The organism is Diaphorobacter oryzae DSM 22780, from assembly GCF_059568935.1.
In genome coordinates, this window is record NZ_JCANUL010000001.1 from 317,007 (window position 1) to 335,896 (window position 18,890).

At 60.5% G+C, this 18,890-nt stretch carries 20 protein-coding genes; 12 read left to right on the plus strand and 8 right to left on the minus strand.

Annotation, left to right across the window (positions count from 1 at the left end; all coding sequences use genetic code 11):
• Positions 1-32: 32 nt before the first annotated feature.
• From BP68_RS01475 to lptF, 3 genes are read right to left on the minus strand one after another with little or no spacing between them, the layout of a single operon-like run.
• Entirely contained in the window at positions 33-413 is a 381-nt protein-coding gene (locus BP68_RS01475; protein WP_496368354.1) for a sirohydrochlorin chelatase, read from the minus strand.
• A 2-nt stretch (positions 414-415) separates the two neighbouring features.
• Positions 416-1,525, minus strand: a complete 1,110-nt coding sequence (lptG, locus tag BP68_RS01480) for an LPS export ABC transporter permease LptG (RefSeq protein ID WP_496368356.1) — start codon at positions 1,523-1,525, stop codon at positions 416-418.
• Positions 1,522-2,616 carry an LPS export ABC transporter permease LptF gene (lptF, locus tag BP68_RS01485; protein WP_496368358.1) on the minus strand — a complete coding sequence of 365 codons (1,095 nt, stop codon included), beginning with the start codon at positions 2,614-2,616 and terminating at the stop codon, positions 1,522-1,524. The genes lptG and lptF overlap by 4 nt, the downstream gene beginning before the upstream one ends.
• A gap of 23 nt (positions 2,617-2,639) precedes the next feature.
• On the opposite strand from lptF, the gene BP68_RS01490 reads away from it, so the two are divergent.
• The 4 genes from BP68_RS01490 (at position 2,640) to BP68_RS01505 (ending at position 6,296) form a co-directional block, all read left to right on the plus strand.
• Positions 2,640-4,130 carry a leucyl aminopeptidase gene (locus tag BP68_RS01490; protein ID WP_496368360.1) on the plus strand — a complete coding sequence of 497 codons (1,491 nt, stop codon included), beginning with the start codon at positions 2,640-2,642 and terminating at the stop codon, positions 4,128-4,130.
• Between the two features lie 23 nt (positions 4,131-4,153).
• Positions 4,154-4,591: a DNA polymerase III subunit chi gene (locus BP68_RS01495; RefSeq protein WP_496368362.1), complete on the plus strand. Its 438-nt coding sequence runs from the start codon at positions 4,154-4,156 to the stop codon at positions 4,589-4,591.
• Positions 4,592-4,800: 209 nt separating this feature from the next.
• Positions 4,801-5,025: a hypothetical protein gene (locus BP68_RS01500; protein ID WP_496368364.1), complete on the plus strand. Its 225-nt coding sequence runs from the start codon at positions 4,801-4,803 to the stop codon at positions 5,023-5,025.
• Between the two features lie 143 nt (positions 5,026-5,168).
• Positions 5,169-6,296 carry a branched-chain amino acid ABC transporter substrate-binding protein gene (locus BP68_RS01505; RefSeq protein ID WP_496368366.1) on the plus strand — a complete coding sequence of 376 codons (1,128 nt, stop codon included), beginning with the start codon at positions 5,169-5,171 and terminating at the stop codon, positions 6,294-6,296.
• Between the two features lie 113 nt (positions 6,297-6,409).
• Here the strand turns inward: BP68_RS01505 and BP68_RS01510 are convergent, their stop codons facing one another.
• Together BP68_RS01510 and BP68_RS01515 are read right to left on the minus strand one after the other, a co-directional pair.
• On the minus strand, positions 6,410-7,417 hold the full coding sequence (locus tag BP68_RS01510) for a D-2-hydroxyacid dehydrogenase family protein (protein ID WP_496368368.1): 1,008 nt from the start codon (positions 7,415-7,417) through the stop codon (positions 6,410-6,412).
• Positions 7,418-8,112: 695 nt separating this feature from the next.
• Positions 8,113-9,162: a DNA-binding protein gene (locus tag BP68_RS01515; RefSeq protein ID WP_496368370.1), complete on the minus strand. Its 1,050-nt coding sequence runs from the start codon at positions 9,160-9,162 to the stop codon at positions 8,113-8,115.
• Positions 9,163-9,237: 75 nt separating this feature from the next.
• Here BP68_RS01515 and BP68_RS01520 point away from each other — a divergent pair, with 75 nt between their 5' ends.
• Positions 9,238-10,290 (plus strand): site-specific integrase, encoded by a 1,053-nt coding sequence (locus tag BP68_RS01520; RefSeq protein WP_496368372.1) that lies wholly within the window; start codon positions 9,238-9,240, stop codon positions 10,288-10,290.
• 440 nt (positions 10,291-10,730) lie between these two features.
• Here BP68_RS01520 and BP68_RS01525 read toward each other — a convergent pair whose 3' ends face one another.
• The 3 genes from BP68_RS01525 to arsA all read right to left on the minus strand — a co-directional run bounded on the left by BP68_RS01525 (position 10,731) and on the right by arsA (position 13,888).
• Positions 10,731-11,435, minus strand: coding sequence for an RES family NAD+ phosphorylase (locus tag BP68_RS01525; protein WP_496368374.1), 705 nt, complete (start codon positions 11,433-11,435; stop codon positions 10,731-10,733).
• On the minus strand, positions 11,435-11,809 hold the full coding sequence (locus BP68_RS01530) for an antitoxin Xre-like helix-turn-helix domain-containing protein (protein ID WP_496368375.1): 375 nt from the start codon (positions 11,807-11,809) through the stop codon (positions 11,435-11,437). The genes BP68_RS01525 and BP68_RS01530 overlap by 1 nt, the downstream gene beginning before the upstream one ends.
• A 318-nt stretch (positions 11,810-12,127) precedes the next feature.
• Positions 12,128-13,888, minus strand: coding sequence for an arsenical pump-driving ATPase (gene arsA, locus BP68_RS01535; protein ID WP_496368377.1), 1,761 nt, complete (start codon positions 13,886-13,888; stop codon positions 12,128-12,130).
• A gap of 115 nt (positions 13,889-14,003) precedes the next feature.
• On the opposite strand from arsA, the gene BP68_RS01540 reads away from it, so the two are divergent.
• From BP68_RS01540 to BP68_RS01570, 7 genes are read left to right on the plus strand one after another with little or no spacing between them, the layout of a single operon-like run.
• On the plus strand, positions 14,004-14,327 hold the full coding sequence (locus tag BP68_RS01540; RefSeq protein WP_496368379.1) for an ArsR/SmtB family transcription factor: 324 nt from the start codon (positions 14,004-14,006) through the stop codon (positions 14,325-14,327).
• Positions 14,328-14,348: 21 nt separating this feature from the next.
• Complete coding sequence (locus BP68_RS01545; RefSeq protein WP_496368381.1) at positions 14,349-14,888, plus strand: ArsI/CadI family heavy metal resistance metalloenzyme; 540 nt, start codon at positions 14,349-14,351, stop codon at positions 14,886-14,888.
• Between the two features lie 7 nt (positions 14,889-14,895).
• Positions 14,896-15,402: an arsenate reductase ArsC gene (locus tag BP68_RS01550; protein ID WP_496368383.1), complete on the plus strand. Its 507-nt coding sequence runs from the start codon at positions 14,896-14,898 to the stop codon at positions 15,400-15,402.
• 1 nt (position 15,403) lies between these two features.
• Positions 15,404-16,489: an ACR3 family arsenite efflux transporter gene (gene arsB, locus BP68_RS01555; protein ID WP_496368385.1), complete on the plus strand. Its 1,086-nt coding sequence runs from the start codon at positions 15,404-15,406 to the stop codon at positions 16,487-16,489.
• Positions 16,490-16,503: 14 nt separating this feature from the next.
• Positions 16,504-16,938, plus strand: coding sequence for an arsenate reductase (glutaredoxin) (gene arsC, locus BP68_RS01560; RefSeq protein WP_496368387.1), 435 nt, complete (start codon positions 16,504-16,506; stop codon positions 16,936-16,938).
• Positions 16,886-17,641: an arsenical resistance protein ArsH gene (gene arsH, locus BP68_RS01565; protein WP_496369048.1), complete on the plus strand. Its 756-nt coding sequence runs from the start codon at positions 16,886-16,888 to the stop codon at positions 17,639-17,641. The genes arsC and arsH overlap by 53 nt, the downstream gene beginning before the upstream one ends.
• 20 nt (positions 17,642-17,661) lie before the next feature.
• Entirely contained in the window at positions 17,662-18,858 is a 1,197-nt protein-coding gene (locus tag BP68_RS01570; RefSeq protein ID WP_496368389.1) for an MFS transporter, read from the plus strand.
• Positions 18,859-18,890 lie beyond the last annotated feature (32 nt).

The following is an 18,890-nucleotide window of genomic DNA, read 5'->3' on the forward strand; positions in this document are numbered from 1 at the left end:
ATTAATCTAATGATGTCTGCTTCAGCCGGTCGTCAGGGTTCTGCGATGCCCTCGCTGGCAATGTGCGCCATGAGGGCGGTCATGCGCTCGTCCTCGCCGATGGGGGGGCGCAGCTGCAGCCGCATGCGGGGAAAGGCCTGGGCCAGCTCCTGCACCATGCGCGGGAGGTCTTCGCGCGCATGGCGCCCCGTGCCCAGGAACATGGGGACAATGCCCACGCACGCCACACCCTCGGCGGCCATGTCCTGGACCGCCGAGGCCAGGTCCGGACCGCACAGCTCCAGATAGGCGCAGCGCACGCTCAGCGCAGGCTGGTCGGCCTGGATGCGCGCGCACACGGCCTCCATGGGGCGGCGCCATTGGGGGTCGCGCGAACCATGGGCCAGCAAAATCAGGCCGTTTGGATGGGCCATGGTTAGCGCCTCAGCACCAGCCAGCCGAAGGCCGCCAGGGATAGCAGTGAATAGATCAGCCCTGGCGCGGCCGCGGTGAGCCATGGTGACCAGTTCTGCAGATTGCCTGCGAAGCCGAACACGTTGTTCAACAGGAAGAAGCTGATACCCGCCATGACCCCGCCAAACACATAGCCGGCAATGCCGCCCGAGCGGAAATGCAGGTAGGCGAAGGGCAGTGAGAGCACCACCATCACCAGGCAGCTCAAGGGATAGAACACCTTGCGCCAGAACTCGATCTCGTAGCGCTGGGCAGCCTGCCCGTTGGCCTCCAGGTGGCGGATGTAGCGGAACAGGTCGATGGTGGCCATCTTGTCGGGCTTGAGCAGCGAGGCCGCCACCATGTCCGGGCTGATGCGCGTGGCCCAGCGCAGGGCAGGCTCTTGCATTCGGGTCACATGCACGTCCCCGTTGGCCTGGTGCTCGAACACGCTGCGCTTGACCTCCTGCAGATTCCAGGCGTCGGCGCTGTCGTCGAACGTGGCCTGCTCGGCCTGGGTCGTGGAGGCGACACGGCCTTGGGCGTCGAACTCGAACACACGCACGGAGCGCATGTGGCCATTGGGATCAATGGCGCGCACGTTCACGGCGAACGAGTGCCCGTCCTGCCGCTCCTTGAGCCAGGCTCCGGTGGCTCCCGTGCTGATCTGGCCCAGCCGCCGGGCCTTGACCAGCGATGCGGCCCGCTCGGTGGCTGGGGCAAGGTAGTCGCCCACAGTGAATGTGACGGCGACGAAGGCGCAGCCCAGCATCAGCAGCGTACTGAGCGCACGCCATGGCCCGAGTCCGCTGGTGCGCATGATGGTGAACTCCGAACTCTGCGCCAGTCGGGCCATGACGAAGATGGTGCCGATCAGCACGGTGATGGGCAGCAGCTCATACAGGTGCTGCGGCAGGCTCAGCGCCACAAACAGCAGTGCGTGGGAGAGCTGGTAGCCATTGGCCCCCGCGCGCCCGACCCAGCGCAGCTCGTCCACCATGTCGAAGAAGAAAAACAGCGCGAGAAAGGCCAGCGTGACAAAGGCCACGCCTGTGATGACCTCGCGGTAGATGAAGCGTCGGATCGTCGTCATGTGCTTTTCCGGCGGGGCAAGAGCCTGCGCAGCGACCAGTGGTTGTGGCGCGCCGCCAGCAGCAGCAGCCCGAGCGCCAACGTGCCGCCATGCAGCGCCAGCATGAAGGGCAGCAAGCCCAGCCGGCCGACGCCAATCCAGGTCTGGCCCACCGTCATGAGGTTGTAGTACACCATGAATGCGAACAGCGCGAACACTAGGCTGGTGCTGCGACCGGCCCGCGGGTTGACGATGGCAACCGCCAGGCCCAGCACGATGAAGTTCAGCGCGGCAAAGGCCATGCCCATGCGCCAGCCCAGTTCTGCCTGATGGCGCGGCTGGGGATCCCGTATCAGCTCCCAGGTATCGCGCGTCTTCACGGCGCCCGCGTCAGGGTCGTTCTGAGAGCTGCTGCCGATATGCGTACCGTATTCGACGAATTCACTGATGCGCAGTCCCGGCTTGTCGAGCAGCGTCTCCAGTCGCTGACCGTTGCTCAGCAGCGCCATGCGTTCGCCGTTGCGTATCTCGAGCCGCGCGCTCTGCGCCGAGGTGACGGTTTCCCGGTGCGCCTCGGTCGTGGCGATGAACACGTTGCTCGCCGCGTTGGCATCCGGCGTGTCCTTGTCGATGAAGAACACACGCGAGCCGTTGGAGGATTCCTGGAACTCGCCCGGGGCGATGCGGTCCACGTCGCTGCGCTGCTCGTACTGGGTCTTGAGTTCCTGGATTTGCCTGTTGGCCCAGGGCCACACGACGAGGGACAGCGCGGCGATGGACAGCATCACCGGCCAGGAAAAGCGCAGCAGCGGTGCCATCAGGCTCATGAGGCCGCGACCGGCGGAGAACCAGATGACCATCTCGCTGTCGCGGTACATGCGTGCCAGGGCCCCCACAACGGCGATGAAGAGGCTCAGGCTGAGGATCGTGGGCAACTGCCCCAGCACCGTGAAGCCCATGACCAGCATCACGTCGGATGGAGCCACACTGCCTCGGGACGCCTGGCCCAGGGTGCGGATCAGCATCATGGTCATCACCACGGTGATCAGAACCACCAGGGTTGCGCCAAAGGTGCGGGCCAGCTCCTTGCGGATGGATGAATCGAATAACATTGGCTCGAAGGAAAACGCCGATTATGAACTTTGAACTGAAGACGCTTTCGTTGTCCTCCGCCGCTGCGCACAAATGCGATCTGCTGGCGGTGCTGGTGCCAGAGGGATTCGAGCCACGTGCAGATGCCTTGTCAACCCTCGCCGCGAGGGCGCTGAAGGACGGTGACCTGGAAACCAAGCCAGGCAAGCTTCTGCAGCTCTACGCGCCTGTAGGCATTGGGGCACGCAGGGTCGTCTTGCTGGGGTGCGGCGACGGCGGTCCGCGTGCCGTGCGCCAGGCTGTGCAGGCTCTGGGGGCGGTCCTGAAGGCACCTTCCGTCAAGCGTGCGACCGTGGTGTTTGCCGCCGCCGCCAAGGCGGGTGCCGTGGAGGCATTGATGCGAGCGGTCGCCGATGTCAGCTACGTCTACACGGCCACCAAAAGCAAGGCCGAGCCACGTGCGCTGTCGCGCGTGACGGTGGGGGTGTCCAACGCGGGCATGGCCGAAGCGGAGTTCACGACGGGGGCGGCGCTCGTTGCGGGCATTGAATATGCGCGCGAGTGGGCCAATCGCCCGGCCAATCACGCAACGCCTGCGCTGGTGGGCAATGCGGCCAAGGCACTTGCCAAATATTCGGGGGTCCAGTGCAAGCTGCACGGGCCGGCGGAAGTGGCCAAGCTGGGGATGGGGGCGTTTCTCGCCGTGGCGCAAGGCTCGGAGCAGCCGCTGCGTTTCATTGAATTGCGCTATGACGGCGCAGCTCGGACGCAGCCTCCCGTGGTGCTGGTCGGCAAGGGGATTACCTTTGATACGGGTGGTATTTCGCTGAAGCCGGCCGCCGAGATGGATGAGATGAAGTTCGACATGGGGGGCGCGGCCAGCGTGCTTGGCGTGTTCCGCGCGCTGGCGGAGCTGAAGCCGGCCATCAACGTGGTAGGACTCATCCCTGCCTGCGAAAACATGCCGGATGGCAAGGCCGTCAAGCCCGGGGATGTCGTCACGAGCATGAGCGGCCAGACCATCGAAATCCTGAATACCGATGCGGAAGGGCGCCTGGTGCTGTGCGACGCGCTGTCCTATGCGGCGCGCTTCAAGCCGGCAGCCATGATCGACGTTGCGACGTTGACTGGCGCCTGTGTCGTGGCGCTGGGCGGGCTGCGCAGCGGCATGTTCGCCTCGGATGATGACCTGGCAGAGCGCTTGTTGGCTGCGGGCGAAACGGCACTGGATCCCTGCTGGCGCTTGCCGCTCGATGAGGAATATGCCGAGGGACTCAAGAGCCATTTTGCCGACATGGCCAACGTGGCTGGGCGCGCCGGAGGCGCCATTACCGCGGCCAAGTTCCTGCAGCGTTTCGTCGGAGACATTCCCTGGGCGCATCTGGATATTGCCGGAACGGCCTGGAAGGGCGGGGCGGCGAAGGGGGCGACAGGGCGTCCCGTGGGCTTGTTACTGCACTATTTGCTGGGCATGGCGTCTGCGTCCTCAACGAAGCGACCAGCGGCGAAGCCCAGGCGCGTGCAGGCGGGGTGATGAACGCCCCGGATGGTCAGGGCATGACCCAAGTCGCATTCCATTTCAATGCGCCAGACAAGCTGGCCTATGTCTGCCGTTTTACAAGGAAGGCGACTCGCCTTGATGCGCGTGTGGCAATCACGGGTTCTGCAGAAGACTTGCAGCGCCTTGATCGCATGCTGTGGGCCTTGGGATCATCCGATTTTGTGGCTCATTGCACCCATGACGCCGACGAGGAGATGCTGCAGGCATCGCCAGTAGTGCTGGCGATGGATCCGCGCACATGCCGCCACCGCGATGTATTGGTCAATGTCGGCGATGCGGTGCCCGAGGGTTTTGAGCAATTTGCCAAGCTGGTGGAAGTGGTGAGTCAATCCAATCCGGCAGATCGAGGCCGTGCCCGCGAGCGCTGGCGTGACTATGCTCAGCGTGGCTATGACATCGTCCGCCACGACCTGGAGCTGAAAGAGGGCAACTGATGGCCGCTTCCAAGACGCCCCCCAGATTTGTGCCTACGCTCACCGATGTGGTGCAACTGCCTGGCAACGGGCAGCAGCACGTACCTGCCAAAACAGTACAGGCAATGGCAACCCCGCCAGAGCCAGCACTTTCTTCTCGATCACCTGCGGTTCCGCAGGTATCAGCCTCACCTCCCCCCCCTTCTGAGAGTTCCGGGACTGCCGCCGTAATGGACGGCCTGCCTTATGGCTTCGAGGAGTATGTGGTGCACCGCGTCCTGCAGCGCGTAGACGTTGTGCTGGATCAGCGTCTGCGGGAAGCGATTGCACTGGTAGTGCAGGAACAAACGCGCTCCATGGTCCCTCGTCTCCGGGAAGAGGTGGAGTCCGTGGTACGTCATGCGGTCTATGAAGCGGTGGCCGAAGAGCTGGTGAATCAGCGGAACGACCCTTGAAGTGGCGTGACAGGGTATCTCCTGTGTCGTTTCCCGGAAACTCCATCGTGTTCCCTAGTGAAGTGGCCCATAAATTGCGATATGTTTCTCCGCGTTGGCACACAACACAATCGTTCCAGCGCTTTTCTTAATTGGAGATCCCTATGCAACTGAAGTTGAAACTGACCGTGGCTGCTGCGATCGCAGCGGTTGCCGGGATGGCCGCCGCTCAAGAAGTGGTGAAAATTGGTCATGTGGCCCCGGTTTCCGGAGCCCAGGCGCACTACGGCAAGGACAATGAGAATGGCGCGCGCATGGCCATTGAGGAGTTGAATGCCCAGGGCGTCACGATCGGAGGCAAGAAGGTCAAGCTGGAATTGCTGGCCGAGGATGATGCGGCAGACCCAAAGCAGGGCACGGCTGCCGCACAAAAGCTGTGTGACGCCAAGGTCGCCGGTGTTGTGGGTCACCTGAATTCCGGCACCACGATTCCCGCTTCGAAGATCTACAACGATTGCGGCATTCCGCATGTGACGGGCGCCGCCACCAATCCCAATCTGACACGCCCCGGCTATAAAACGACGTTCCGGATCATTGCCAATGACAATGCCCTGGGAGCAGGCTTGGCCGTTTATGCGGCTGAAACACTGAAGCTCAAAACCGTGGCTATTGTCGACGACCGCACGGCCTATGGCCAGGGCGTCGCCAACGTGTTCAAGCGCGTCGCGGCAGAGAAGGGTATGAAGGTGGTGGACGAGCAGTTCACCACAGACAAGGCCACGGACTTCATGGCCATTCTGACGGCCATCAAGGCAAAGAGCCCAGACGCCATCTTTTACGGCGGCATGGATCCCCAGGCGGGCCCCATGCTGCGGCAAATGGAACAGCTGGGCATGGGGAACGTGAAGTATTTCGGCGGTGATGGCGTCTGCACAACCGAAATTGCCAAGCTGGCCGCTGGCGCCAAGACGCTGGGCAATGTGGTGTGCGCAGAAGGCGGTGCGTCATTGGCCAAGATGCCTGGCGGGACGGCCTGGAAGGCCAAATACGACGCCAAGTACCCCGGCCAATTCCAGGTCTACAGTCCATACACCTACGATGCGACCATGCTGCTGGTGGACGCCATGAAGCGTGCGAACTCTTGGGATCCCAAGGTCTATATTCCCGAACTGCTCAAGTCCAACTACAAGGGTGTTACCGCCAACATTGCTTTTGAGCCCAATGGCGAAATGAAGAATCCGGCCATCACGCTGTATGTGTACAAGGATGGCAAGAAAACGCCGCTGAATTGAACAGCAGAGCGTTTGAAGAAAACCGACGGTTCGCCGTTCCGGTTTGATACAAACAGGGCCTCATTGAGGCCCTGTTTGCGTTGAAGCGCTTGACGATGCCTCCGCGGTACGCTTCAGCGGCGTACCTGCAGGGCTCCCGGGTTGACGATATTCGTCGGCGTTCCCTTGATGTAATTCACGACGTTGTCGAAGGCGGCGCCGAAGTAGAGTTCATAGCTGTCCTGCTCCACATAGCCTATGTGCGGGGTGCAGATGCAATTTTCGAGTCGAAGCAGGGCGTGTCCTTGCAAAATTGGCTCGCTTTCGAAAACATCGATCGCCGCCATGCCCGGACGCCCCCGGTTGAGAGCCGCAATCAAAGCATCCGTTTCAATCAGTTCTGCGCGTGAGGTATTCACAAGCAGCGAGGTCGGTTTCATACACGACAGATCCTCCAGCGTAATGATTCCGCATGTTTCCTCCGTGAGGCGCAGATGCAGGGACACCACATCGCACTGCGAGAAAAATTCGGCACGAGAACTTGCAACCTGCAATCCGTCGCTTAATGCTTGTGCCCGGGATGCTTCACGCCCCCAGACTCTCACGTTCATGCCAAATGCCCGACCATAGCTGGCGACAATCTGGCCGATGCGTCCGTAGCCCCAGATGCCGAGAGTCTTGCTGCGAAGTACGTTGCCCAGCCCAAAGTTGGCAGGCATGGACGCCGCTCGCAGGCCTGACTGTTGCCACGCACCATGCTTAAGATTGGAAATGTATTGGGGCAAGCGCCGCATGGCCGCCATGATGAGCGCCCAAGTCAATTCGGCAGGTGCGACAGGAGAGCTTACGCCTTCGGCCACTGCGATGCCGCGTTCGGTGCAGGCTTCGAGATCGATATGTCCGCCCACACGTCCCGTCTGCGCAATAAGCTTCAGGCGCGGAAGCTTGTCCACCAGTTGCCGCGAAATCTGCGTGCGGTCCCGGATCAAGACGATGACATCGGCATCTCTCAGCCGAACCGACAGCTGTCCCAACCCTTTGACCGTGTTGGTGTAGACCTTTGCAGAGTAAGGATCAAGCCGCGCTGCGCAATGCAGCTTGCGGACTGCATCCTGGTAATCATCAAGTATTACGATATTCATGCTGCCTCTAGTACATCTATGCGAGAGGGACGCAGGACACTCATTGAATCTGCAATGGCATGGTTACGAGCCATCCATGACGCCAACGGGCATTGTCGTTGATGAAAGGTACAGGGCCGCGCATCGGCTCAGCGACGGTAGCAGGGAGAGTAACGATAGCGTATCCAAGTATGTCTTATATTAAACATAATATACATCGTATCTATCAGAGTTTCATGCGTTTTTGGCGTCGTTTCTTGGGCCGTTCACATAAGCAAATTTGACGCTATTTCACAAGTAAATTTGTTGCTATACCGAAGATGGGTAAGGCCTCATCGACGCAACAACAATCGCCAGCCGTTCGCGGTACTGAAGTTGCGTCTAATTCTGGCGCGAAGTTGTAACCCATCCAGGCAGTTGAGCATCGAGCACCGGCCGAACCAACGCCGATTCCGGCGAAAATGGCGGCATGACGAAAGCAATTGCGCATCCAACACCAGCCCAGCGTTGGTCGGCTGGGGCGCGTTCGCACCGCGAATTCATCGCCGAGTCGTTCGACCGCGCAGTTCAAACTAACAAGGCAGCGCTCGCCAGTGCTCGCGCAATGGCGTCGAGTATGCGCAGCGGACGACCTCTGCAGCGTGCTCCCGCTCGCTGAGCGCGAACTGGTCTTTAGTTTTTTGCATTGGGCCCTTGCTACGGTGTGCTAGCTAGATCTAGCGCTTGGACTTCGTTCTTCGAGCCCTCGCAGGCGGGGGCGCTTCTTCGGTTGGACTCAGTGGCAGCCGATCTCGCAATTCGTTGAGCACCGCAAACATGTCATTGCTGCGCTCATCTAATTTCGCCTGAAGGCCTTTGATTTCGTCGCGGGCAGATTGCAGCTCCTGGGATAGGCGCGCCTTCTCGATTTGCAGGGCGCCTATACGAGTGTCAAGGTCCCGCGCCCTGTCCGTTGCATCGGACAGGGACTGGGCGGCCTTTCTGTTGTCGCCCTCCAGCTGGGATGCGAGCCGCTTCGACTCCTGCCTTGCCCGGTCTACCTCCGCGTTGAGCCTGCGTTCCTGGGCCTGTGCGCGCTCTTCGAGACGCGAGCGCTCAGTCTGGTGATCCACATCTCTGGCTTCCTGGCGACGTCTATCTGTATCTGCGAGCCGGCGTAGTTGCGCGCAGTCCGAGCGCGAGGTGTCCAGCATCTGCTGGCTGGCCTGGAGTTGCTGCTGCAGATCCTGGGTCAACCGACCCAGGTCGGTAATCTGGGCATCTCTGGCCTGCATGGCTAATGTATATGCCGCACTGCGGTCGGCCAGGCGCTGCGTTTCCCGCGCCAACTCGTCCTGTGCTTGGCGTAGCGCCTCGGCTTGAGCTCCCAACTCCTCGCGAGCTTGGGCGAAATGGGCTGTAGCCCGCTCGTCGGAGTGCTGGAGCGCCCTTCCCCACAGGGCTTTCGCTGCCCTGATCACGGGAGCGGGCAAGGGAACTTGGGGCCCTGCAGCGTTCTGCTCAGCCGTATCTGCTGGCGCCTGCAGTCGCTTGGCCAGCGAGCCGTACCACCCGTCGAGCATGGGGCCGACGGTGTTGGGTGAGCCGCTGCCCAGCTGCTGCCGCACCCGCTCGATCGTCGGCCGCTCGCCCAGGGCAAGCACTGCATCGGCCGCAGCCCAGACTTCATCTATCTGCACGCCGCGCGGGCCTCGCACAATTTTTGGTTGCATCGCCCTACTCCACTCATTTTTTACCAACGATAATCGATGCTTATCGTTGTTCATTAGCAAAATTTGTCTCAAACAATACATCATATGTAGTGTTTCCCTAAATATTATCCTTCCAACCTCGGTTTCACCATGCGTCTGCCCTCCCTGAGAAATGTTCCCTCGCTGGAGCCGTCCTCCCTGTCACAGGTGACGGCGCAGGCCGTCGAAGATCTGATGCGCGAGGGGGAGTCGGCGAACACGCTGGCAAGCTATCGCTCTGCATTGCGCTACTGGGCTGCCTGGTTTGGCCTTCGGTATGGTCAAGCCATTGCGTTGCCATTGCCGGCGAACGCCGTCCTGCAGTTCATCGTGGATCACGCGCAGCGGACCACCGCCGATGGCCTGGCTCACGAGCTGCCGCCTGTCATTGATCAGGCGCTGATGGATGCGGGATTCAAGGGAAAGCCAGGTCCGATGGCGCTCAACACCTTGATCCACCGGATCGCCGTGCTGTCCAAGGCTCACCAGCTCCGAGAGTTAAAAAACCCTTGCCAGGATCCCAAAGTGCGCGAGTTGCTGGCCAAGACACGTCGGGCCTATGGCAAACGGGGTGCGCTTCCGCACAAGAAGGATGCGCTGACCAAGGATCCACTGATGGCTATCCTGGACACTTGTGATGAATCACTCAAAGGCATACGTGACCGCGCCCTCCTCCTCTTTGCCTGGGCATCGGGAGGGCGCCGACGGTCTGAGGTGGCAAGTGCAGCCATGAAGAATCTTCGCCGTGTAGGGCCGAGCAGCTTCACCTACACCCTTGCCTATTCCAAGAGCAACCAGACTGCGGCGGATCGACCAGACAACGTGAAACCACTAGAAGGCATTGCTGGGGAGGCACTGCAGACGTGGCTGAGCACTTCAGGTATTGAGGACGGAGCGATTTTTAGACAGGTCAGGAAAGGCGGACACCTTGGAGGACCGCTCTCCCCTGCTGCCGTGCGAGATATTGTTCGAGAGCGCGCAAGACTTGCCGGGCTGCCGGAGGTGTTTTCCGCTCACTCGCTAAGGTCGGGGTTTGTGACTGAAGCTGCCGTTCAGAACGTACCACTGGCGGACACCATGGCGATGACCGGGCATCGTAGCGTTGCGAGCGTTGTGGGGTACTACCGCCCTTCAAACAGCAACCCTGCGGCGAAGCTACTCTGAAGCACCAGCGCCGCTGGCTTTACGGGGTAATCTCACTTGCCGTGCAAAAAACGGCTAGGGGCACAGGGGTAACTCGCGCTTATTCCCATAATGTGGAGTTTTGAAAGGCGATTGCTCAGACTTCGGCATGTTTGCCGCCGCGCTGACCATAGGAGGACCAGCTTGCCTAGCTATTACCTGCGTTTCGTTGGCTCCGACATGCGAACATTGCTGCCACCAGTGCCTATATGTACACGGAGGGCGACGTTCGGGACGACCAGACCTCCAAGAACCACCGCCTTGAGTGGTCGCAGTCTTGAGACCGGGTTGCGGCCAACCCGGCTTGGAGTGAAACGAGCGGCCAAGACCGTCGTGAAGCAGGCCAATGGTCTTGGTATGGGCCTGTTCGATTTCCTCCTGGGCGTGCGCGGAGTCTCTGTACCGCACCCTGCTTTGACCGTTCAGAAATCCCAGACGTAGCTCATGCGCTCCCTGGTGAACATCACCGAACTGCGGGTCGCCTTGCATACCCATCGCTGGATGGTGCTATCCAGGGACGGGACGGGCTCGTACAGGCAATTCACGTCGAACGCTACCGCGCAGCGCTCGCCAGGCGCCCGCACCGACTCGTAGCCGAGCCATTGGACGTCCCTGCGTTGCGCCTCTGTGGCCACAGCCTGGGTTTCGCCATAGTTGCTGCCATGCGTCCACTCCGCGCGCGCCTGCGCCCATGGCTTTTCCATCAGATCAATGGACGCCCCTTCAAGAACCCCTTGAAAAATGCTGTGCTCCGTCAGCAGCACCTGATCCAGCAGCCCTGCGCTGTCGAGGATGAACCGGTGCCGCCAGTAAGCGACTTCCGCACAGGCCCCATACACGCTCTCCGCACCGTACCACTGCCCCTTGGCGTTCGCCGGACGGAAGCGGCTCTGGTGCGTTGGGCTGTACCGGAATGGTGTGGCCAGCAGGTAGTGTTTGGGCTGTGCGGCTTCAGGCAGTGCGGGCTTGCTGCCTTCAAGCAGCTGTTCCAGCAAGTCCTGCTCTTCCACGGTATCCACCAGCCGCAGGGTGGACACCACATGCTGCGCTTCGACCCCGCGCCAAGCGGTCATGGTGCGGTTTGCGATGGATCCTGCCGCGTCGAACCAATTCGGATCCCAAGCCATTACGTAGGCGCCCGCATGCCGTCCAGGTAATTCAAGGTGGCTACAAGGCCATCGGCGCGCTCCACCAGTTTGCGGGGTTGGCCGCCCAATGCCTTGTTGTGGCTGGCCATCCACGCACGCCGCTTCGTGTCGTCGGTACCGACCAGTGCATCCACCGAACGGTACACGCGCACGAGCAGCAACGCCAGCTCTCCTTCCTTCGATACCGGATTGATGGGCTTCTCGCCCCTCAAGACGCGCGAGACCGTGGCTTCGCTCACGCCAAGCACGCGTGCGAGGGCAGCGCCGGAGAGTCCCAGCAAATCGCTTGCGCGAGCAGTTGCCTTGGCGAGAACCTCGCCGGGATCGGCCTTTTGGGCGACACGGGGTTGCATGGCATTTCCTTGCTAATTGCTTTCCATGGAAATTTTACCAATCAAATGCATTAAAACAAGATGATGAAATCGTGTTGGCATCAATGCAAATTTGGAGCACTGTTGGAAAAATCCTCCAGGCGGGAGCAGCCAAGAGATCAGAACTGATGCGCTGGCTGGCCCCTCATCCTGGAGAAGGTCATGTCATACGGTTAAGTGATGCGACAGGGATAGCCGTGATTCCTGACGATCGAACGTACTGTCTCCGCCACGAAGTATTGGCGGACTTCAAACTGCTATTGCCCAAATAGACGGCAGACGGCCTATGCGCTCTCAGAATCAAGCTGTGAGCAGGTCTTCCAGTGCGGTCACACCCACAGGCGGAGTCGCGGCCCATGGAACCGTATAGAACGGATGTTGTGCCCGCGCTTGAACCCGTGCTATTTGCTTACGCTCACTGCTCAGACGGGCTTGCAGAAGAGGGTCTTGCGTGCCCGTTGCCAAAAGTGATTTGTTGACTACCCACGCAAACGTATTGATCTTGGCCCGCCGTAGGTCGTCTTGAAGTGCGACGGCTTGAGAGACAGGAGTGGCTTCAGGCAACGTCACCAGAATGATTTTTGTGTAATCGGGGTCTTGAAGCCGCATCAATGGGGTGACGATCCTCCCGGAAACCTTCCCCTCAAACTCTCGGACCATTTGGCGGTGATATGCCCCTGTGGCATCCATGAGCAGCAGTGAGTGACCAGTGGGCGCGGTATCGAGGACTACGAAAGAACTTCTGGCCTGCGACACCACATGCGAGAAGGCATGAAAGACAGCGACCTCCTCTGTGCAGGGTGAACGCAAGTCTTCAATCAGCAGGTCTTTCTCGGCTTGGGTCATACCGGCAGATTTGGCCGCCAGAACCTTGTCCACGTACTTCTGAGTTTCGATCTTTGGATCGATGCGTCCTACTGTCAATCCTGGTACATCACCATTGAGCGTCACCGCCAAGTGGGCGGCGGGATCGGTGGTACTGAGATGCACAGACTTGCCAAGTTGGATCAAGCCCAGGGCGATGGCGGCCGCAACGGTGGTTTTACCAACGCCGCCCTTGCCCATGACCATGATCAGGCCATGTTCATTTTTGGCGAGCTCCGCCACAAGCTCCGAGAGTTTGTGAAGCGCAAAATCAGGCACGTGCAAAGCAGCGTCAGACACATAAGTCGTTTGCGGCGACAACAGCTCCCGCAGTGCTTTCAGGCCTACCGAATCGAATGGTCTCATGGGAATCGTGTCGCGACTCAGGCCTTTCAGCTGCTGTGGCATCTCTTCGATGGCCTTTTGGCCCAACGACTCCAGAGCGACGGCGATGGCATCGTGGCTGTCGCGTGCTTTGAAGACGGCATTCACTACCAACCGCTGGTGGGACAAACCCAACTCCCGCAGTTCGTCAGATGATCTGGCCGCTTCGTTGAGTGCTCCCGCTTCAGGCCGTGCCACCAAGACGATGCTGGTGAGCGCGGCGTCGTTGAGAGAGGCCAACGCCTGGTTGAAGAGCTGCTCCTGCATCTTCAAGCCAGAGTGAGGACCTAAGCAGGACGCCCCTCGGTCATTTCCATTCAGGAACCCACTCCATGCTTTGGGCAGGCTTAACAGCCTCAACGTATGCCCCGTCGGTGCAGTATCGAACACAACGTGATCAAAGGCATCACCACCCTGCGACAACAAATGAGAGAACTCATCGAACGTGGCGATCTCCGTGGTGCATGCGCCCGAGAGCTGCTCACGCACCGTGTCAATCTCCTCAGGGCTGGCCTGTGAGCCCATCTGCTCAATGACGCGGATGCGGTAGCTTTGAGCGGCAGCTTCAGGATCAATGTTCAGGACCAGCAAGCCAGGAACGCCAGGCACTGGAACCGGTTGATTGCTCAAATCAATGCCGAGCATTTCGTTGAGGTTCGAGGCCGCGTCGGTGCTGACCAACAGCACCTTTTTGCCAGCATCAGCCAAAGCGATGGATGTCGCCGTAGATACCGAGGTTTTGCCAACTCCGCCCTTCCCGGTGAAGAACAAATACTTGGTGGGCGAGTCTAGAAGGGAGAGGTGTGATGACATAGGCGTCCTGGTATCAGTGGGTCGCATGGTGCGAGTGAGAGAGCGTCTTTGGCGAATGACAGATGCTTTACCGCATAAATCTACAACACTTCCAATATCGTTGTATAGTTGATCAATGAAGGAAATCGATGTCGTCCGTGCCCTCTCTGCTTTGGCGCAAGAAGTGCGCTTGCGAGTATTTCGTGCCCTGGTCGTTGCAGGTGCCGAAGGGCTCACGCCAAGCGTTTTGTGCGAGCAACTGGAGGTCGCTCCCAATACGCTTTCCTTCCACCTCAAAGAGCTTGTGCACTCTGGGCTCGTCAGCCAGGAGCGCCAAGGGCGCAATTTGATTTATCGGGCCTCGTTCGACTCAATGAACGAGTTGCTCAGCTACCTCACGGAAAACTGCTGCCAGGGGGCAAGCTGCCTGCCTGAAACAGCAAAGAGTTGCGATTGTTGAATCCCTACCAAGGAGAATCCCATGAAACGATTCCATGTGCATATCCATGTTGACGACCTGGCTAAGAGCATTGGCTTCTATTCCAAGCTATTTGCAGCCGAGCCTGCTCGCGTTGAAGCCGACTATGCCAAATGGATGCTCGACGATCCACGGGTGAATTTTGCGATTTCCACGCGGGGCAACAAACCAGGCCTGGACCACCTGGGCTTCCAGGTAGACGACGCTGCCGAGCTTGTCGAACTCAGAACGCAAGCGCAGGCGGCGGACATGGCACTGCTTGATGAGGGAGCCACCTCCTGCTGTTACGCACGCAGCGAAAAACACTGGATCACTGATCCCCAAGGCATCGCCTGGGAACACTTCCACACCCTGGGCAACATCCCGGTGTTTAACGAGGCTGACCAGCCAAGTGAAGCAGGTGCGTGTTGTGTTCCGTCCACACCTGCTATGGCAGTCCAAACTGCGGATTCCGCATGCTGCGCACCAGTGGCGAAGCCTGTAAGTGAATCCCACGCGTCCTGCTGCGCCCCCAAAGCCTCTTCCAAATCAACCTGCTGCTGATCCCACCATGACCAACGCGAGCACCCCCTTGAACGTCCTGTTTCTCTGCACCCACAACTCTGCGCGTAGCGTCTTGGCCGAAGCCTTGCTCAACGCGATAGGCGCAGGCCGTTTCAAGGCTTACTCCGCGGGCAGCAGCCCGCGTGAGAACCAACAGCCCAACCCCTTGGGCCTGCAAGTCTTGCAAAAGGCGGGCATCTCCATCGAAGGACTGCGCAGCAAGAGCTGGGATGAATTTGCCACGCCCGATGCACCAAAGATGGACTTGATCATCACCGTCTGCGACAACGCAGCGGGCGAGGTCTGCCCCATCTGGCCGGGACACCCAGCAACGGCACATTGGGGCTATGCCGATCCCTCCGCAGGCGATGCCACTGATGAAGAGAAGCTCGAAGCCTTCCGTCAGACGCTGCACATGATCAAGCGCCGGCTGGAACTCTTGATCAACCTGCCTGCAGACAAGCTTGAAAAGGCTGTGTTGCAAACGACGGCACGTGACCTTTCCAAGGAATGACATGAGCGCTCAGTGCGAAACAACCGCCAAGAGGACGGCGGGCGCTCCTATGAGCATGTTCGAGCGATATCTGACCGTTTGGGTCTTCTTGTGCATCGTGGCGGGCATCGCATTGGGGCAGTTAATCCCGGGCGTTTTTCAAGCCATTGGCCGTATGGAGATCGCTCAGGTCAACTTGCCCGTCGGACTGCTGATCTGGGTGATGATCATTCCCATGCTGCTCAAGGTGGACTTTGGCGCGCTAGGGCAGGTCAAGCAGCACTGGCGCGGCATCGGCGTGACGCTGTTTGTTAATTGGGCGGTCAAGCCGTTCTCAATGGCGTTACTGGCCTGGATCTTCATCCGCCAGGTTTTCGCGCAATGGCTTCCCGCCGACCAACTCGACAGCTATGTCGCTGGCCTGATTTTGCTGGCCGCCGCGCCCTGCACGGCGATGGTGTTCGTCTGGAGCCGGCTGACCGGCGGCGATCCGGTGTTCACGCTGTCCCAGGTGGCTCTCAACGACACCATCATGGTGTTCGCCTTCGCGCCCATCGTCGGCCTGCTGCTGGGCTTGTCGTCGATCATGGTGCCGTGGGCGACGTTGATGGTGTCGGTGGCTCTGTACATCGTCATCCCGGTGATTCTCGCGCAGCTCTGGCGCCGCGCACTGCTGCGCCGGGGCCAAGCCGCCTTTGACCGTGCGCTGGAGCGCATCGGCCCACTGTCGATTGCGGCGCTGTTGCTCACGCTGGTGCTGCTGTTCGCTTTCCAGGGTGAGGCCATCATCCGGCAGCCGCTGGTGATTGCGATGCTGGCGGTGCCGATCCTGATCCAGGTGTTCTTCAATTCCGGCCTGGCCTACTGGCTCAACCGTCAGAGCGGCGAGAAACACAGCATCGCCTGCCCTTCGGCGCTGATCGGCGCAAGCAACTTCTTCGAACTGGCCGTGGCCGCTGCCATCAGCCTGTTTGGTTTTCAGTCCGGCGCGGCGCTGGCTACTGTGGTCGGCGTGCTGATTGAGGTGCCGGTGATGCTGTTGGTGGTACGCGTGGTAAACCGCTCGCGCGGCTGGTACGAAGGCGGCCCGACCCCAGCCCACAGATAGCCAAGACATTTTCCATGAGCAATATCACCATCTACCACAACCCCGCCTGCGGCACGTCGCGCAACGTGCTCGCCATGATCCGCAACAGTGGTGAAGAGCCCACCGTCATCGACTACCTGAAGACTTCGCTCGACCGCGAAACGCTGCAATGCCTGATAGCGGCAATGGGCATGCCGGTGCGCGCAGTGCTGCGCGAGAAGGACACGCCGTACGCGGAACTGGGTCTGGATGATCCGACATGGAGCGACGAGCAATTGATCGACTCCATGCTCCAGCACCCCATCCTCATCAACCGGCCCATTGTGGTCACCCCGCTGGGCACACGCCTGTGCCGCCCCTCGGAAGCCGTGCTGGACATCCTGCCGCAGCCGCAGCGCGGTGCGTTCAACAAAGAAGATGGCGAGCCGGTGGTGGACACGGAGGGCCGCCGTGTCTCAGCATCGTCTTGATCTGCCGAGCGTTGACGCCGCACTGTTTCAGGAGCCAGACACCTTGCGACTGCTGGCGCCCGAGCGTGCTACGCACGCGCCACGCTTTTTGCTGCTCTACGGCTCACTGCGCGAACGCTCATTCAGCCGCCTGGCGGTCGAAGAAGCTGCGCGTATCCTACGCGCGCTCGGCGGCGAGACGCGGATGTTCAATCCGTCGGGCCTGCCGCTGGTGGATGATGCCCCCGCAGACCATCCCAAGGTAAAGGAACTGCATGGACTGGTGCAGTGGGCTGAAGGCATGGTCTGGAGTTCGCCCGAACGCCACGGCGCAATGACCGGACTGATGAAAACGCAGATTGACTGGATTCCGCTGTCGGTCGGCGCGGTACGCCCGACCCAGGGCAAGACGTTGGCGGTGATGCAGGTCTCAGGTGGTTCCCAGTCCTTCAACGCTGTCAACCAGATGCGCGTGCTGGGCCGCTGGATGCGCATGCTAACCATCCCCAACCAGTCCTCGGTGGCCAAGGCGTACCAGGAGTTCGACGAGGCCGGGCGCATGAAGCCTTCGGCCTACTACGACCGGATCGTGGACGTGATGGAGGAACTGGTGAAGTTCACGCTGCTCACGCGCGACGTGGCGCCGTATCTCGTGGACAGGTATAGCGAGCGCAAGGAGAGCGCCGAAGCCCTGAGCGCGCGGATGAACCAGGGCAGCATCTGAGCGAAGCCAATCTGCGCACCATGCCAAGCTGGACCACCATAACGGTGATGCTGGGCATCGCCCAAACCCTTGCGTGGGCATCGTCGTACTACCTGCCGGCGGTACTTGCGGGCGGGATGGGCGCAGAAATTGGCATTTCCGTGACCACCCTGTTCGGAGCATTCTCGGTGGCCCTGCTCTTCGCTGCGGCCGTCGGCCCCTGGGCAGGCCGCGCGATCGACCGTTTCGGAGGGCGGCCGGTCCTCATCGCGAGCAACCTGGTTTTCGCATTGGGTCTGACGGGATTGAGTCAGGCCGGCAATGTTGCCCATGTCTTTGCCGCTTGGGCGGTAATGGGTCTGGCCATGGGTAGTGGTCTCTATGAGGCCGCGTTCGCGACGGTTGTACGGCTGCACGGCCAGGAGGCCCGGCGGGCCATCACCGGCATCACTTTGTTCGCGGGATTTGCCAGCACGGTGGGCTGGCCCTTGTCGGCCTATCTGGAAAGCGTCGTGGGATGGCGTGGCGCATGCCTGACCTGGGCGGCACTGCACGTTGTGCTGGGCCTGCCGCTCAATGCACTGCTTCCACGCGCTTCTATAGCGGATCAAGGCTCATCGACGGCCAGCGCCTTGAGTACGACTCAGAAGGAGACGATGCCGTGGTCGGCAAGGCGGCGCCGCGCGGCGGCCCTCATGGCCTGCGTCTTTGCTATCGCGTGGTTTGTGAGCACGGCGATGGCCGCACACTTGCCTCAATTGCTGGAGGCGACAGGGGTCACGCTGACCGTTGCGGTGGGTATCGCAGCACTTGTGGGGCCCGCCCAAGTCGCAGGACGGCTGATTGAATTCACCATTCTCAAGCATGCCCATCCCTTGTTGTCTGCGCGACTGGCCACTCTGGCGCATCCCGTGGGCGTAGTGCTGCTGGCGATGGCAGGAAGCTCGGCGGCACCTGCCTTTACTGTGCTGCATGGTTTGGGCAACGGCATTCTCACCATCGCCATCGGGACGCTGCCCCTACTGATATTCGGAGCTCAGGGCTACGGTCAGCGGCAGGGCTTTCTGATGGTGCCAGCACGCGTAGTTCAGGCGGGGGCGCCGCTTGTGTTCGGCTTGGCGGTGGAGCGTTGGGGCAGTGGAGCACTTTGGCTGTCCGCGATGCTCGGAGCCTTGGCCTTCCTGGCACTTGCTGTTTTGTCCAAAGACCTGCAGCGGGCACCGACACACCACCATTGAAGATGAGAGTCATCGGAGACGCTGTGTTCACG

What these genes read in the sequence shown, in the direction of transcription:
- BP68_RS01475 (WP_496368354.1), bottom strand. Translation starts at nt 413, where the DNA reads ATGGCCCATCCAAACGGCCTGATTTTGCTGGCCCATGGTTCGCGCGAC.
- lptG (WP_496368356.1), bottom strand. Translation starts at nt 1,525, where the DNA reads ATGACGACGATCCGACGCTTCATCTACCGCGAGGTCATCACAGGCGTG.
- lptF (WP_496368358.1), bottom strand. Translation starts at nt 2,616, where the DNA reads ATGTTATTCGATTCATCCATCCGCAAGGAGCTGGCCCGCACCTTTGGC.
- BP68_RS01490 (WP_496368360.1), top strand. Translation starts at nt 2,640, where the DNA reads ATGAACTTTGAACTGAAGACGCTTTCGTTGTCCTCCGCCGCTGCGCAC.
- BP68_RS01495 (WP_496368362.1), top strand. Translation starts at nt 4,154, where the DNA reads ATGACCCAAGTCGCATTCCATTTCAATGCGCCAGACAAGCTGGCCTAT.
- BP68_RS01500 (WP_496368364.1), top strand. Translation starts at nt 4,801, where the DNA reads ATGGACGGCCTGCCTTATGGCTTCGAGGAGTATGTGGTGCACCGCGTC.
- BP68_RS01505 (WP_496368366.1), top strand. Translation starts at nt 5,169, where the DNA reads ATGCAACTGAAGTTGAAACTGACCGTGGCTGCTGCGATCGCAGCGGTT.
- BP68_RS01510 (WP_496368368.1), bottom strand. Translation starts at nt 7,417, where the DNA reads ATGAATATCGTAATACTTGATGATTACCAGGATGCAGTCCGCAAGCTG.
- BP68_RS01515 (WP_496368370.1), bottom strand. Translation starts at nt 9,162, where the DNA reads ATGAACAACGATAAGCATCGATTATCGTTGGTAAAAAATGAGTGGAGT.
- BP68_RS01520 (WP_496368372.1), top strand. Translation starts at nt 9,238, where the DNA reads ATGCGTCTGCCCTCCCTGAGAAATGTTCCCTCGCTGGAGCCGTCCTCC.
- BP68_RS01525 (WP_496368374.1), bottom strand. Translation starts at nt 11,435, where the DNA reads ATGGCTTGGGATCCGAATTGGTTCGACGCGGCAGGATCCATCGCAAAC.
- BP68_RS01530 (WP_496368375.1), bottom strand. Translation starts at nt 11,809, where the DNA reads ATGCAACCCCGTGTCGCCCAAAAGGCCGATCCCGGCGAGGTTCTCGCC.
- arsA (WP_496368377.1), bottom strand. Translation starts at nt 13,888, where the DNA reads ATGTCATCACACCTCTCCCTTCTAGACTCGCCCACCAAGTATTTGTTC.
- BP68_RS01540 (WP_496368379.1), top strand. Translation starts at nt 14,004, where the DNA reads ATGAAGGAAATCGATGTCGTCCGTGCCCTCTCTGCTTTGGCGCAAGAA.
- BP68_RS01545 (WP_496368381.1), top strand. Translation starts at nt 14,349, where the DNA reads ATGAAACGATTCCATGTGCATATCCATGTTGACGACCTGGCTAAGAGC.
- BP68_RS01550 (WP_496368383.1), top strand. Translation starts at nt 14,896, where the DNA reads ATGACCAACGCGAGCACCCCCTTGAACGTCCTGTTTCTCTGCACCCAC.
- arsB (WP_496368385.1), top strand. Translation starts at nt 15,404, where the DNA reads ATGAGCGCTCAGTGCGAAACAACCGCCAAGAGGACGGCGGGCGCTCCT.
- arsC (WP_496368387.1), top strand. Translation starts at nt 16,504, where the DNA reads ATGAGCAATATCACCATCTACCACAACCCCGCCTGCGGCACGTCGCGC.
- arsH (WP_496369048.1), top strand. Translation starts at nt 16,886, where the DNA reads ATGGCGAGCCGGTGGTGGACACGGAGGGCCGCCGTGTCTCAGCATCGT.
- BP68_RS01570 (WP_496368389.1), top strand. Translation starts at nt 17,662, where the DNA reads ATGCCAAGCTGGACCACCATAACGGTGATGCTGGGCATCGCCCAAACC.